The sequence below is a fragment of the Vibrio sp. 10N.239.312.C11 genome, from assembly GCF_041466065.1.
Taxonomy (GTDB): Bacteria; Pseudomonadota; Gammaproteobacteria; order Enterobacterales; family Vibrionaceae; genus Vibrio; species Vibrio tasmaniensis_A.
This window is the reverse complement of record NZ_JBFSRZ010000050.1, coordinates 1-14,577: the sequence shown is the minus strand read 5'-3', so window position 1 is coordinate 14,577 and position 14,577 is coordinate 1. Positions and strand designations below refer to the sequence as shown.

General features: G+C 41.8%; 14 protein-coding genes and 1 pseudogene. 9 read left to right on the top strand and 6 right to left on the bottom strand.

The window, feature by feature from the left end:
- Positions 1 to 21: 21 nt before the first annotated feature.
- Positions 22 to 744 carry a hypothetical protein gene (locus AB6D07_RS18090; protein WP_017061976.1) on the bottom strand — a complete coding sequence of 241 codons (723 nt, stop codon included), beginning with the start codon at positions 742 to 744 and terminating at the stop codon, positions 22 to 24.
- Positions 745 to 2,158: 1,414 nt separating this feature from the next.
- Between AB6D07_RS18090 and AB6D07_RS18085 the strand changes: the two genes are divergently transcribed.
- The 3 genes from AB6D07_RS18085 (at position 2,159) to AB6D07_RS18075 (ending at position 4,844) form a co-directional block, all read left to right on the top strand.
- A complete protein-coding gene (locus AB6D07_RS18085) occupies positions 2,159 to 3,184 on the top strand; it encodes a hypothetical protein (RefSeq protein ID WP_016768696.1) in 1,026 nt (341 codons plus the stop codon).
- On the top strand, positions 3,181 to 4,095 hold the full coding sequence (locus tag AB6D07_RS18080; protein WP_017061975.1) for an AAA family ATPase: 915 nt from the start codon (positions 3,181 to 3,183) through the stop codon (positions 4,093 to 4,095). The genes AB6D07_RS18085 and AB6D07_RS18080 overlap by 4 nt, the downstream gene beginning before the upstream one ends.
- 137 nt (positions 4,096 to 4,232) lie before the next feature.
- Entirely contained in the window at positions 4,233 to 4,844 is a 612-nt protein-coding gene (locus AB6D07_RS18075) for a recombinase family protein (protein ID WP_017061974.1), read from the top strand.
- A 3-nt stretch (positions 4,845 to 4,847) separates the two neighbouring features.
- On the opposite strand, the gene AB6D07_RS18070 is transcribed toward AB6D07_RS18075, so the two are convergent.
- Both AB6D07_RS18070 and AB6D07_RS18065 read right to left on the bottom strand, forming a co-directional pair.
- The gene (locus tag AB6D07_RS18070) at positions 4,848 to 5,150 is read right to left on the bottom strand and encodes a type II toxin-antitoxin system RelE/ParE family toxin (RefSeq protein ID WP_017061973.1); all 303 of its coding nucleotides are present in this window, start codon (positions 5,148 to 5,150) and stop codon (positions 4,848 to 4,850) included.
- Entirely contained in the window at positions 5,150 to 5,410 is a 261-nt protein-coding gene (locus tag AB6D07_RS18065; RefSeq protein ID WP_017061972.1) for a type II toxin-antitoxin system Phd/YefM family antitoxin, read from the bottom strand. The genes AB6D07_RS18070 and AB6D07_RS18065 overlap by 1 nt, the downstream gene beginning before the upstream one ends.
- 217 nt (positions 5,411 to 5,627) lie before the next feature.
- Between AB6D07_RS18065 and AB6D07_RS18060 the strand changes: the two genes are divergently transcribed.
- Entirely contained in the window at positions 5,628 to 6,167 is a 540-nt protein-coding gene (locus AB6D07_RS18060; protein ID WP_132974785.1) for a recombinase family protein, read from the top strand.
- 931 nt (positions 6,168 to 7,098) lie between these two features.
- Here the strand turns inward: AB6D07_RS18060 and AB6D07_RS18055 are convergent.
- Both AB6D07_RS18055 and AB6D07_RS18050 read right to left on the bottom strand, forming a co-directional pair.
- A complete protein-coding gene (locus AB6D07_RS18055; protein WP_017061968.1) occupies positions 7,099 to 7,221 on the bottom strand; it encodes a hypothetical protein in 123 nt (40 codons plus the stop codon).
- 217 nt (positions 7,222 to 7,438) lie between these two features.
- Positions 7,439 to 9,541, bottom strand: a complete 2,103-nt coding sequence (locus AB6D07_RS18050) for a peptidase domain-containing ABC transporter (RefSeq protein ID WP_120459742.1) — start codon at positions 9,539 to 9,541, stop codon at positions 7,439 to 7,441.
- Between the two features lie 420 nt (positions 9,542 to 9,961).
- On the opposite strand from AB6D07_RS18050, the gene AB6D07_RS18045 reads away from it, so the two are divergent.
- The 3 genes from AB6D07_RS18045 (at position 9,962) to AB6D07_RS18035 (ending at position 12,263) form a co-directional block, all read left to right on the top strand.
- Complete coding sequence (locus tag AB6D07_RS18045) at positions 9,962 to 10,147, top strand: hypothetical protein (RefSeq protein WP_017062004.1); 186 nt, start codon at positions 9,962 to 9,964, stop codon at positions 10,145 to 10,147.
- A gap of 93 nt (positions 10,148 to 10,240) precedes the next feature.
- Positions 10,241 to 10,741 (top strand): hypothetical protein, encoded by a 501-nt coding sequence (locus tag AB6D07_RS18040; protein WP_017062003.1) that lies wholly within the window; start codon positions 10,241 to 10,243, stop codon positions 10,739 to 10,741.
- Entirely contained in the window at positions 10,716 to 12,263 is a 1,548-nt protein-coding gene (locus tag AB6D07_RS18035) for a TcdA/TcdB catalytic glycosyltransferase domain-containing protein (RefSeq protein ID WP_017062002.1), read from the top strand. Before AB6D07_RS18040 ends, AB6D07_RS18035 begins: the two co-directional genes overlap by 26 nt.
- 56 nt (positions 12,264 to 12,319) lie before the next feature.
- On the opposite strand, the gene AB6D07_RS18030 is transcribed toward AB6D07_RS18035, so the two are convergent.
- Complete coding sequence (locus tag AB6D07_RS18030; RefSeq protein ID WP_017062001.1) at positions 12,320 to 13,558, bottom strand: HlyD family secretion protein; 1,239 nt, start codon at positions 13,556 to 13,558, stop codon at positions 12,320 to 12,322.
- A 397-nt stretch (positions 13,559 to 13,955) separates the two neighbouring features.
- Here AB6D07_RS18030 and AB6D07_RS18025 point away from each other — a divergent pair, with 397 nt between their 5' ends.
- Positions 13,956 to 14,204, top strand: coding sequence for a hypothetical protein (locus AB6D07_RS18025; protein WP_017062000.1), 249 nt, complete (start codon positions 13,956 to 13,958; stop codon positions 14,202 to 14,204).
- Positions 14,205 to 14,222: 18 nt separating this feature from the next.
- Positions 14,223 to 14,577 (top strand): annotated as a pseudogene (locus AB6D07_RS18020) (CPBP family intramembrane glutamate endopeptidase); the annotation flags it as partial.

The following is a 14,577-nucleotide window of genomic DNA, read 5'->3' as shown; positions in this document are numbered from 1 at the left end:
CTAATCCATATAAGGAAAACATTAATCAGCACGCGTCGACCTTCTTCCAGTACCTAACATCTGAAGCCCACCAATAACAGCACCAGCTTCCCATGCACCGGCCACCACACACATCGCTACCATGAACCAAATCAAGGCTTTGGTCGTGTCGTAACTAACATCACTCTCTAAATTAATTCGCTGTGGAGCACGGCGCTCTACGATAGGCCGAAAAGAAGGAGGGAGCCTCCCTTCCTCGCTTGATGTCATTAACCAAACTTTGGAAGACAGTAAACATTTACGGGCTATTTGTGCTTTTCGGCCAGTCAGCTTATGAGCGTCATCAATAAAAAGTAAGGCTTGGGTGTCAAGAAGGTAATCAGCTAAGAGATCCGCCTTAAGCTGCAAGTTGAGCTTCCCCCAGGGCGTATAATCTTCTGATTGTACTTCTTTGTCTTGGTGCCATTTTGCAATGCCTTTCACCTCCACCCAACTTGATAAAGGCATCAGCCCCTCAAGTAAAATAGGTTGCGGCTTTTTCCCCCAGATTTCGTGTCGGCTATCCTTTAAGCGCATAAGCCAGCGGCTTTTACCTGAATCATGCGCTCCCGTAATTAACTGACACTCCTTCCGGCGCAAGCTGGTTTCTTTACGATCACGACTTGGCGCAAAGCGTCTTGGTGCATCGACAATCAATGGTGTCACATAACGTGTTCCATCTCTTCGCACTCGTTTATGATCGGTTCTGAGTTTCAAAAATCGCATTCTATTCCGTCCTTACTTGTCCAGAATAAATCACCGTATTAGAAACTGAAAAAACCAAATAGCTCATTTCGAGCTTGTTCAAAACTCCATGTAATTGACATGTTTATAAGCAAATTAAAAGTAAATTATTGAGCGAAGAACTACTGTAAAAATCGCACAACGAAAAAAATTTTCATGTGAAACATAGGGGTAAACAACAAGGACAAGAGGCACAACAACGACCCAATAACCATATGCACGAATAATACGGTCATTTAATTCGTTCACATTTATGACAGGCAATAAAATTCTTATGACGGGCTGGGTGATGCAAAACAAAAACGTTAACATCAACCAAAGACCATCTTTCATTTTATTGTTGGCTTTTCAGTCTCATACTTCATCAAGCGCGTATTTATACGACAGATTAATTAGGGCTGGGCATAGTCGCTTGGCTCGCCACACCATTGCAGGTCAAGACGTCACTCTTTCCCCTTTCTAAATAAGTTTGTGTACTACTTTATCAATCTTCTTATCTAGCGAATTCATCACTGAGAGCTTGTTTGTATCTAAATCCATGAACCTAGATTTAGCGTGTCCCCGTCTAGACACTATGACACTGTCACTTACTATTTCTTTTACTAAGCCTAAAAACTTAGTTCCACCCATTTATTTTATATCGCTGGCGAACACCCGCAACGATCAGGGTAGTAAGACCCTAAAACGCGAGTACACAATAAAAAGTTAATGGATTAAATAAGAAAAAAATAAGAAATCAAGCGATCAAAAATCCATAGATTAATGAAGATAAACATATCAATTACATGCGATTAGTGACAAACATAAAGAAATTTCAAAGCTAGATGTTAGAGTATTAACACTTACTTAACGAGCAACATCAAAGCTCTCTAGAGATTTGATGTTGCTTGTTAAGTCACCGACTGAACCTGAGTGAAGTTGGTATTATTGTAAAACTAGATCCTAAAGGTTCTAGTTTCTTAGTAGCCACCTAAAAGTATAGACATTTACCGAAAATATATTGATATTTACCGATTTATTATAAACATTTACCGATAAAATATTAATATTAGACGATCTTACATATAAACATTTACCGAACTTAAGCATTAACATATCAACATTAACCGATCTGGGTGACGGGTAAGATCATAATTTAATGATAATTAATGATCTTTGGATCAGGTTGATGGAAAAACAAACAAAAACTATAGCTCATCAGTAATCCTATCTTAAGTTTGATCTTTTAGAATCAAGTAAACATTTACCGAAGTAAGTAGTTATTTACCGATATTTATACATAACTTATGTGATGAGCTATAGATATTTGCCGAAATCATATAGACATCTACTGAAGTTGATGAGGTAAGTAAGGTTATCTGTTAAAATGATACTATCGCACTCTTAGGTAATGATCATGACGTTATCATCCAACTCTAGCCTGACAGTTATTAATGAAGAGGACCGAAAGAATCGGTTTATCTCATCGATTCTTTTCTCTAGAGCAACCATCTTTCACCCTGCATCTCGTTTAACTTCTACGATGCAGTCAAAACTGATTCAAATCGCTCAAAGTGGTGGCACTGATCCAAATCACCCACTAGAAAGTGTGAATATTAATAGTTATGGAAAGAATTTCAGAGTTGATCTGCATGTAGATTATCTACTACAGCCTCATCGCGATATCCTCGAAACTATGCTGGCCTACGCTCAAACGATTCAGTTAGATGATGCTTCTTATGAAGCCGGCGCACGTTTAACCTGGTCTCAGGTGTACCAAACCATTTCTGATGGTGAAATATCAGATACTCAACAAGATGGCTTCGACTCTTTTATTGACCGAGACGCGACCGTTTTATCAATGAGTATGTATGAATTAGCAACCCGAATGGGCATGGCGACCACTCGCGCGAACTACGATCAAATTGAACGCCGCATTACTCAATTAGCAACGGCTCACTTAGTGATAAATGAGCTTGATGAAGAGCAGAACGTAATTGGCAAAAAGCCATTAGAGTTTGTTCAAGATTACCGTTTTTATTGTGACCGAAGTAAATTTAAAACAGGCCGTAAAAACAGTAAGAACCTCACTAACCATGTGTTCTTAGTTCCAGACATGCGTCTGCTGCAGGCGATACGCGACCATGGCTATTATTACCGATTAGAACAGCACAAAATGACCAACTACAGTAAACCGTCTGTTCGTTCATTCTTAAAATACATTACCACGCATAAAGCTGAGTTCTTACACAACAAGAAGTTTGAGTGGGCACTCGATAGCTACATTCAATCTATTGCTTCGAAGGTCAGCCATAGTTTCCGTAGTGATCTCAGAAAAGATTTGCTAGCCAATGCCGTTCAAATCGAAAAAGACTTCAGCCTTCAATTTCGCGATGTGGGTAATGGCATACAGATATTCTACATTGGGGAGGGTGAATCATGATCACTCAATCTCTTGATAGCTTGATGGCTTCACCTGCTAGTCAAAACTTAAGTTTCAGCTTAAAAGGTTTACTTAAAGGACATGTAGGCATGTTAATTGCCGCGCCTAACGTTGGTAAGTCTCACCTAGCATTGTGTATTGCAATGGAACACGCTTCTTCAATGTCTTTACTCGGGATGAGCGCGGCCGATAAACCCGAAAAAACCTTAGTACTGAGTTCAGAAGATAGTGCCGGTGTCATCCAGTCTCGGATGAAAGAAAAGCTGGCTAATTGCACAGCCACTATAAAGTCAGAGCTAAAAAACAATCTCCACTTTCTAACGGATATTGAACCGATAGTGATCCCACCCGATAGCTCGGTCCAAGAACAGGCAGAACATAAGCAGTATTTAGATCAACTCAAGCAAACCTTCTCGGAATTCGACTTAGTGATAGTGGATACGGTGACGGAATCAATAGGCCGTTGTGAAGAGGTAAAACACGATCGCTTAATCAAAAATGTTTTTCAGAGTCTTGCCAGTGAATCAGGCGCCAGTTTGTTGCTTGTTCACCATGTGAATAAAGATGAAATCCGCGGTAACCAAGAAATTACCATGGCCTCAGGTGCAGGTCTAACGTCGATAATGCGATTAACAAAGTGCTTATTTACGTTAAAGAGAAACAAAGAATCGTTGTCGATTAAATACCTTAAGAGCAATTACTTACCTGAAAATGAAAATCAAGAGTTCGCGGTTGAAGTGAGACAAAGCCTCACTATTAATCCACAGGTCTTCAGTTTGAAATCCAAGGCGTCTAAGCCCGCGCGCTCAGCGCAAAGTATTAAGCAGAGCCCTAAAAAAATCACGCTGCCAGGGACTATTCCAGAACAAGAAGAAATTGAAGAGCGTAAAAACCTCAGGGACGTTTTGTAAGCGACCTCTCACACTTTCAAACAGCACCGACATTCGGTGCTGTTTTTTTATCTGACCCTGTTCGCACTCTTTGTTATCCGTTCATATTTTTTCGCTCAGCTTGTCCAGTTTGGATCGCCTTTAATTAAGGAGGAAGCATGGCGAACTACGCGTATTTAAGAGTCTCATCAGACAGCCAAGATGTGGCAAACCAAAAGCACGGGATCTATGACTACACCAATAAGGTTGGGATAGGTAATTTGGTGTTTGTTGAAGATGTGGTGACAGGTAAGAAAAAATGGCGGCAACGTAAATTAGGTGCGTTAGTGGAGGGCATGACGAGCGGAGATTGCATCGTATTTGCTGAAGTCAGTCGAATTGCGCGTTCTACTTTACAAGTGCTTGAGGTTCTCGAAGTGTGTATGGAAAAGAAGATCAATGTCTATATCGCCAAACAGAATTTGCAGCTAGATGGTTCAATGCAATCTCGCATAACCGCAACGGTGCTAGGACTTGCGGCAGAGATAGAGCGTGAGTTTATCTCGATGAGAACAAAGGAAGCGCTTGCCGCTAGAAAGAAAAATGGCATGATTCTCGGAAGACCAAAGGGCCAAGCTGAGAAGCTGAAGCTCGATGTTAAACGTGAACAAATAGAGAAGTATTTAAAGATGGGCTTGGGGATTCGTCCCACAGCCAAATTGATCGACGAAGCGCCGAGTACGCTGCGTGACTACATGAAGCGACGCGGGTTAACCCTTAAATTAGCTTAAGGGTTAAGAGAGTTGTGAAAAGTGCTTGGCAGGTGACATGTGCTTACCAAGAACGGCTGCAATCACAATGTGATTTTGCTTTTGGATGTAATAAATCACATGGTGCTTTAAAGGAAACCGGAAGTAGTTTTTTCCCAGTTCAGAAACTTCTATGCCAAGCAGCTGGTTGTTCGCCAGTAATTCCATTGATTGCTTGAGCTCTGAAAAGTAAGTCGTCCATTGTGTTTGCCCCCATCGCTCTAATGTATAGCGACGAATCTCAATGAGATCAGATTGCGCTGCAGAAGAAAGCTTGTAGTGCATCATTAATCAAATTTACCTTGGTTAAGTGCGTTCATGAAGTCGTTACCATCGACCAGGTTATCTGATAGAGCATCGGCCTCTGCTTGTTCGAAGCGTGATTTCACCACCATCAATTTGAGTGCTTCAAGTTGTTCATATTCTTCACAAGACATCATCACCGCAACGGGTGAGCCGTTCTTATTAATTTGTACAGGTTCACGTTGAACCTTCATCAGTAAGTCACCAAATTTGGTTTTAGCTGTATTAGCAGTAAGTGATTGCATAATATTCTCCTTTTCGTTCATTATAAACGAATCGAACGATTTAACCAATTTGTATGATTCTGTGATTGAAGGTAATCTGATGTATTGTCCATAAAGGTGTAACTTTGTGGACAGTGCTTGCTACCCATCTCAAATGTGTCCAGTTAGTCTTCTAAATATCTAGTGAACATGTACACTAAAGTTAACCAATCTTAATGTTCATTTTAAGGCACTTCTCATGAAAATAGGCTATGCTCGTGTCAGTACCCAAGACCAAACACTTGATGTTCAGATTGAGCAGCTTAAGGCGATTGGCTGTGACAAAATTTACCAAGAACAAGCGAGTGGTAAATCTTCCGATCGAGAACAGCTTAACCTGTTGCTCGATTTTGCGAGGGAAGGGGACGTGATTCACGTTACCAAAGTCGACCGCATTGCCCGTAATACTATCGATGCGTTGCAAATTGCCGATCAGCTCGCAGCAAAAAAAGCCGGCTTAGTTTTTCATGATTTAGGCGACTTAGACATTAATAGCGATGTCGGTCGAGTAATTTATACCACCATTTCGGCGTTCGCAGAGATGGAAAGAAAACGAATTTTACAGCGCTGTAATGAGGGTAGGGAGCGCGCACGAGCTGAAGGTAGGCACCTCGGCCGATTTCCTGATAAGACGCTTCACCAACGCATTCAAGAGCTTGCAGAGCAGGGGATAAATAAGCATGCGATCAGCAAAGAGTTAGGGTGCAGTCGAACAACGGTTTATAAGGTGTTGGGATAAACTCACCTAGTTATGAATAGGAAAAGGCTACGAAGTACCTGTACTATTTATGACTAATGACTAATGACTAATGACTAATGGTGGAATTTGCTAAAGATTCATAAGGTTCTCTATAGATTCTTCAACTGAGCAACATGAATATGAATGGATTTTATTTTCATCTTTTGCTTCAATTTCAATCTGAGATACTTTATGTCTCGTATCTCCTTCAAGAAAGTAAAGTGAGCTTTCAACTGATTGACTGACTACGATTGTTTTATCTTTCATGATGATGCGACATGCGTGTAGAACCATAGTTTATTCCTTCCTAGCTTAGGCAACTGAATCTTTACGTTCTTTGTACCGATGATGTTGTTAGACATTTTTATTGTTTTTTAACAGTAGACTAGATTGTAAAAAAATAAAGTGACTCGATGTGAAGGTTGATCTTTTCGTTTCAATATTGAGGCCTTGCTTACCACTTCAGTCAAAACTTGCCACTTCTAAGTGGTGATCACGAAAAAACATGTCATGGGCTAAACACGTGACGCTGCGCGACACAGCCCATCACATAAACGTCATCACCACTCAGGCGGCTGCGCATTGTCTTTCGTAGCAAGGCCGCTTAAAAGATCGATTACCAGCCCCAAACCCCAAGCTTGGGGCCTTTAGTTCAAATTGAACATAATGTGGAATAATACAAAATAGCACGTGCCGGTTCGCCAGCAAGCTGTCGGGCACTGAGCTACTTCAAGTATTATTGGACATTATGTGTAAATTTTCACAACCGCACAGAAAGCGTGCTGTAAGGTAGCCAGGCAAGCTGGCAATTGTTTATCTGCCTTGCCCAAAAAGACGGGCAAAGCAGGGCAGTTGGCTAACGCATCAAAACACAAACAACGTGTTTCCATGCGGTCACTTACTCATGGGCCTGGTACATTTTTCGTTGCGGTCAGTTTTTGTTGGCCGTGCCGTCCAATGCGCGTGCCCCCGGCACTCGGCCAGCCCTCTTCGCTCTCATTCTTTTCTTTGCCCATTTGGCTCCGGGCTGCAGTGTTTGTGGTCCATTAACCATTGTCGCTCCCTATCGTTGTCGGGTACCCAGTGTCTAATGAATCCCTCTTTTGTCCACAAACACACACCACATCCCCCGCCCACCCAATGCTGCGCCCCGTCCTTTGGTTTAACAAGCTTTGTAGCCGCTGTTGTTCTATATGTTTAAGTTGCATTATCACGTGTAATTTATAGGCGCAGCGGTGGTCGTGTCGTGGTGTTATTGTCAAAATTCACACCTATTGGGGCTTCTCTAAATGAATGGTTCGCGTAGCTGAAGCTATGGTTTCTGCTCGGTGTGCAATGATAATGCGAGTGATATTTAGTTGCTGAACGTGTTGGTTAATAATGGCTTCATTATTAGCATCAAGGTGGCTCGTAGATTCATCTAAACAGAGGACTTTAGGCTGCTTATAAAGAGCTCGCGCGAGAAAAATACGTTGAAGTTGCCCGCCGGAAAAGCTACTTCCCATGTCTCCAACCAAAGAATAAAAGCCTAATGGTAGTCGTTGAATCTCGGCTAAAATGTTAGCGTGGCGACAACTCTCTTTTAATCTTTCTTCATCATATGGGCTATCAAACATGGTGATATTTTCGCTCAGTGTTCCTGAAAGTAGAGTGTCATTTTGCATCACACTTCCTAGGTGTGAACGATACGTTGTTTTATCTAACTTTTGGATATCGATACCATCTAGGTAAATGGTTCCAGTCGTCGGGGAGAGTAACCCAAGAAGGAGCTTAAGTAAGGTTGTCTTGCCGCATCCAGATTCGCCGGTGATTGCGATACTTTCTCCAGGCTCTATTTCAAAACTGAGTTGGTTTAGCACCCAAGGTGCTTGGTCAAAATAACGAAAGCTGACGTTCTCAACTTTAATATGACCTTTCACTGGCAGGGGAAGTGAAGCTTGGCCTGGTGAATCTTCTTGGGTATGTAAAGTGATGTCGGAGAGCCGCTCTAAGTGCAAGGTGAGTAGTTTAAAGGACAGTATTTTGTCTATGAAGGCAAGAATGCTCGTCGTGAACTGGTTTTTGTACGCAATAAACGCCAATAACATTCCCACCGTCAGCTCCCCTTCGATCACAATCAAAGCTCCTAAATAAACGACAATAACCATCTCCAACCCAAAAATTAGGTCGTTGAGTGTCGTTTCTGCGATGTCCAGTTTCCCTAATTGAATATCGGTGTTGATCACTTCTGCATAGCGGTTTAGCCAACTGTTTTGTCGGTGTGTTTCATGGCTAAAGAGTTTAATGGTTTGTATTGCTCGAATACTTTCTAAAAAATGGGAATCTTCTTTGGCTTCCGCCACTATTGATTCTTCAGTGATGCGGCGGTTAGGAAAATAGAACAGCCACTGAACGACAAAAGAAAGCCCAACTACAGCAAGCACAACACCAGTCAGAAGTGGGCTATAAAGAAACATCATTATTAAGACAACGGATGCCATTAAGCCATCGATTAACGCTTCAACAATACCTGTTGTGAGTAGCTCCCGGATGGCGTTGATAGAGCCAAATCGAGAGACAACATCGCCTACATGGCGCTTTTCAAAATAAGCATTAGGCAGTCTGATCAGGTGATGGAATAAGTTAGCGCCCATTTGGATATTGAGTGCACTACTAAATCGCACAACGAACCAGCTACGAAAAGCGGTCACACCGGTCTTTATCAAGTTCAGTAGCGCAAAGCCCAATGCGAGAACCATCAGCAAAGGTGTGTCATGACTGAGCAGGACGTTATCAACTACCCACTGCATGTAATAAGGAGCTATTAATGCGGCGGCTTGAATGACCACTGATAACATTAATAGTGTAACTAGGGTGCGTTTTAACCCATGAATTTTCTCCCACAGTTGGTTAATTCGCATGGTCTCGCGTTTGTCTTGTTTTTTAAAGTTACTACTGGGGTGTAGTTCGAGTGCAATACCGGTAAAGCTGCGAGCAAATTCAATTGTAGATAACTGGCGCTTACCCTGAGCGGGGTCATTGATATCAACCTTTCCATTACACACTTTGGTTAGCACTACAAAATGGTTTAAGTCCCAATGAATAATGCATGGCAAAGAAAGCTGATCTAACTCTTCTACTTCACATTGTACTGCTCGTGCTGTGAGCCTTATTCGATTAGCTAATTCCATGACCTGTTTTAAATTCATGCCCTGTGTACCAATCCTTACCATGCGTCTAAGTGAGGCGACATTGATTTGGTAACCGTAGTATCCGGAAATCATCGCAACGCACGCTAATGCGCATTCTGATACTTCGGATTGCATCACCAAAGGTACGCGTTTTAGATGTGTGTAATGCAATCGATGAAGAAGGTTATGGGGGTGTCCTAACATACTCTGTGTTCTTTGGTTGTGAGAGGTGCTCATTGGGTGCCTGTTCATGCTTTTTATAGTTTGAACAACGAGTTGCTGTGCTCTTTTTTATTAATTAAATTCCACCCAACCTTATGAGTATTTACGGATAATGACATGTTATTAAAGGAGAAATTACGATTAATTATCTATAAGGGATTCGGGCATTTGATTCGTAGTATTTTTATGCCCCTAGGTTGATAAACCAATAAGAATTGAGGGTTATCAATAAATTAACTCATAAATTAATTGTGGTTCTGATGGTATTTAAGCCTTGATATAGCTAGGGCTAAACCCCTGTAGGTCTTCCGTTTACGCAAGCGCCAGTTCTGTGCCAAGTTTTATTGCTGCGTTGTACAGGCGTTATTCAGGGAGAAACATTAGTTACGTTAAGGATGAGAAATGAAGAAAGTTATGTGCCAACAAGTAGCGTCACTCTCAGAGGACATGCTTGATAAAGTTGTGGGTGGGAAGGGATACGACGGTTGTACCTCTAAACCTAAAAAGCTGCATAAAGCAGCGACGAAAAAAGGAAATACGTCAAAGGGCCGTGATTGGAGCGGGGGCTGTAATAGCCGTTCGTCTTAGGTATTGGTTTTAGGTGATTATCGTGGGGTATGTCGTTCACTTACCTCACTTTTTTCTTAAATCAGGTATTCCTTTTTATATATGGAGCACATTATGAAAACGTACTTGTTATCACTGTTTGTCGCTCAATTCCCGTTGCCTATGGCTGACAAGCCTTCTCTTGTCTCTATGTCAGATAATGCCATCATGCCTATTACTCGGCAGGCGTTGGTAGGTTGGTGGCAGTGTTGGTTTACTTTCCCGTTGATTGGTGACCGCATTCTCAACGAACATTTGAGATTGGATAAAGACGGCAGCTTCTCATCGCAAGGGACGTTTGAATACTTTTTAAGTAATCAAGACAAGCCAGCTCTCTTCTCTTTTTCAGCTCAAGGAAACTGGGACTTTTATCAGCATCAACTTCGCCTTGAGTATGCCCCTTTTGATATCGAACCCATGGGCGAGTTGAGTGAACAGTATCTAAACGACATCAAAAAAATCTACCTATCTCCATCCTATAAAGGGACGCGTCGCACTGTGTTTGATGTAGAGCTGTTACGCGAAGATTCCATGACAATTGGTGATGAATATGACAGCTGGCAGTGCGTTAGATAATAATATCCAACTTGTTTTTGAGCTTATCAATAGTTCTGAGTCCACGCTGTTTGATAAGAAAAAAGCATGTGGTTTCGTAGAGAAGTTACTGGCGCTTCAAGGGCAGGTAAATCACGAATCTGTGTCTATTTTCATTCGGTTATTGGACGAATTGCTTTTAGCTGACAAGGAACAATACCTTGCTCGAGATGTGTTACAGCGTATTAGTTGGCTCGAACCAGAAGACCTTGTGATGTTAGATAAGGTATTTTTTGTTTGGATTGGTTGTTTGGGCGAGCGCCAACTTGAATATTTTGATGTGTGGGAAGAAGTTTGCCAAGACGATACATTCATCTATTACGATAGCCGCTGTTTACTTGCTAGTGAGATTAAGGACGTTCTCTGTCGGCTACACCACTGCAGTCATGAAGATGTGGCCTTGATAAAGCACCAAAGTGACTGGTTTGAGGCGTTTGTAGCAAGTCAGGAGAAACACCTCGATGAATGGTTAATTGATCATACTCGAGTCTATGATGCCGACATCGCAACTGAGCTTGAACATAGGCTCTATCGTGTTAGGCATCGTTACTACCGGCTAACGAAACTAGTTACCTTGATAGATATTGCGTCAATTGACTCATTATTTGTATTTAGCGGCTTTGATTTAGAACCTTACTACCTGTACGAAGTACTTCTGAGAAATAATTTAGCGGCAGCGAGTGATATCGTTCGGTTGTTGGTTCTTTATCATCAAGGGGGGATGTACGTTGATTTCGACACACTCCCAAGTTTTGAGCACTGTTTTCCTAAAACAAATCGGCGCTTTCCTGAATGGGTGAGTAATAACATGGTCGATGTACTTAAAGCCGAGCTCGTCATGAATGTGTTTCGAACTCAGCAATTGACTCGTTTTGCACGGTGCCAAGGTGATCATCAGCTAGTAGAGAATATCGTAGCGACGTTTTTTGATGATGATAAAGAGCAAATCAAAAGTTTGCATGAAGATGTTGCTGCGATAACTGAAGATAAACTTTTCCACCCTTTTATTTTGCCTCCCGTTCACAAAGAGGGTTTGGCATTAACGAAAGCCAAAAATAGTGTGGGCGAGTTCAACAACAATGTGCTGATAGCGCCTAAGGGATCCAAGTTAATAAGAATTGTCTTAACGATGATGAGCAGTCGTTACCGTTATATGGAAGATAACGGCATTATATTTGATGATATTTTCAACTCTCGCGACTGTGACGTTAACAATAGAGTGATGGAGAGCGAGGAGTATTGGCTTCGTTTTTCGGACTATCGGTATGACCATTTACGATCAAGTGATAATGTAACGCTCTTTTTGTCTGGGCCTTCATTGGTATTAGAAGTACTTATATCGCTTGCTTATGAAGTTTTTGACATTGAAGGCTGCAGTCCGAACGCCGTCGCGTTCGCAATGAGCCACCCAGGCTTAAAGATGGCATTTGATCATCAAACTCAATTTACAGTAGAGCACATGCGCTCAACTTGGCTTAGAAACCAAAACCTCTTTTCTGATTAGTTCGATTTTAGTCATTGTCTAACATTCAAGCTGACTTTTTTAGTGCGGTTCGCTCATTAAAGCTTACCTTGAATCGCGTATATTGGGTCAAGTAACCATTCTAGGAGTGTGCGCGTTTCTAAAATAATATCAGCTTCAGCTAACATGCCTGTTTTCAATGGAAATTCTTCACCATAGGCGTTCATAAATTGATCTGGTAAAGAGGCTGTTACTCGATACATGGCTTGTTCTGTCTTAATGGGGAGGGCTTTGTCACTTGGCAAGATCAAAGCTTTGTCAATGCTCGTGATAGCACCAGTCATTAAGCCGAATTTCTGATAAGGAAAAGCATCAAAGCGGATATTGACGGTATCACCTTGTTGAACAAAACCAGCAGAGCGGGTAGGTAGGAGTAATTCTAACTCAAGGGGCGAGTTGGTGGGGATGATACTTAAAATCGGTGTACTTGGGGATACTTGGCTCCCTACTTTAGCCTGAATCGCTGTAACAGTGCCTTGCTTGGGCGCTTTCTGTGTAAATTCATATTCGCTGTTTAGCTCTACTTTTTGGGCCTGTAATAAAGAGATCTGTTGTTGTATCTCAAGTAGTTTTAAGTTGTGTTGTTCAGGCAGCAACTGTTGCTGGGTTTGTATTTGTGTTATCTCGACCTGAAGCGAACTCACCTCTTTATCTATTGTTTGATTCGCTTCTTGGTATTCTAATAACGCTTCTTGAGCTTCTATCAAGGCTGTTGCTGAAAGGTATCCATCTTGAGATAAGGTTTGTCGTTTTTCATAGAGTTGGGTTTGTAGGTCAAGGCGTATGGTGTTGGTTTGTTTGGCTTTGTTAATTGCGCTTAAACTTTGATTCAGGCGCTCTAACTGGTGCTGCAAAGTGAGAGTTTGCTTGTTAAACAGGGCGTCAGAAATGGTTCGCTTTTTTTCCAACATTTTCAACTGTGTGTCTATTTCTTGAATGAGAGCTGTGGTTCGCTCTTTTCCACTGGTTAAGCCTTGGCTATTTTGAATCCGTGCAATCGGCTGGCCCTCTGTGATTTCTAGTCCTTCCTCTACCCAGAGCTGATTGAGTACCCCTGAACGAGCAAAATATAAAGTGATGACGCCTTTTTGTGGGGCTAGGTATCCCTTCACTGTCTCTTTACGTGCGAACTCAAATTGCGAAAGATAGAACAAGATGAGAACAAAGAGAGCGAAAAGTGCCGCACTGATACCATACAAGGACAGTGGCTGAATTAAAACGACGCGACCTGTTAGCGTTTGTTTTTTTGCTTCAAGAACTTGTCGGCGAAATAACATAATAATTCCTTTTTCTGTTTATTCCTTGGATTAGTGCCTTAGACTGTTTAGGTCAAATTGCAAGTTTATGGATAGTTAGGGGCTCTCTCCATGCTAGAAGGAGCGGAGAAAAAACTCAGCTTATTAAACAGTAATTACGAGTGATTTTTTGGGGGAGGAACTCTCTTGATGCAAAGGAAAACCAATCGAATAATCAAGAACTAAGAAACTCAATGCCTCATCATAAATTAGCAATAATTAAATACTTCCTCCCGAATAAGCACGTTAATTTTTAACATCCAAGCAGGGAGGTTAGGTCGGAATGCAACAGATTTTAAACCGACAGGTCAGTTGTCCGTCCGCTCTCTCTTGGAACCGTGGATTTTATGATGTTTTATGTATGAGGGAGAGTTTAACAATGAAAGTATTAGCTACTGTTCATGAGATTGAGCAAGTTGTTGGAGGGAATCCTGGTCGTGGAATTGGAAGCTGGATCCGTGATTCGCTTGATAGAGCACACGCACCAGTTGCAAGAGCTCGTTATAGCGAATATCGCCAGCGAAGAGATAGCTCGGGAGATCGTGCTGCACAGGCTCGTTCTCGTTCGCGCAGCGATATGAATGACCGCCACGACAAAGGTGGCAGTAACCGTATTGGAGGCCGTTAGGTTTCGGAGTAATTTACGATGCGGTTAATGATCTTTGCTGTGGTGGTAATCTATATAGGTTATTTTTTTCCAAGTTATATTCTGCTTGATTACTACCTGCTCATTACCCGAGAGTGGGCACTTAATCCGAGTTTGGATCGAGTGCTCTACTCCGTTATCGCCTACTACTTGTTACCCGTTATCGCTTTTTCCACGTTGTTTATTAGTGCTCGGCGAGATAAGCATTGGAAGCAGTATTCAACCTCTTGGCCTAGAAACACATGTACATGGGGTGAAGGCGTATTGGTATTGCTTGGTTTGATCTCATTGAATTCTGTATCAAATTATATTCAATATATTGTTTTTGATTGGTTTTCTCCAGGCTATTGGCAGG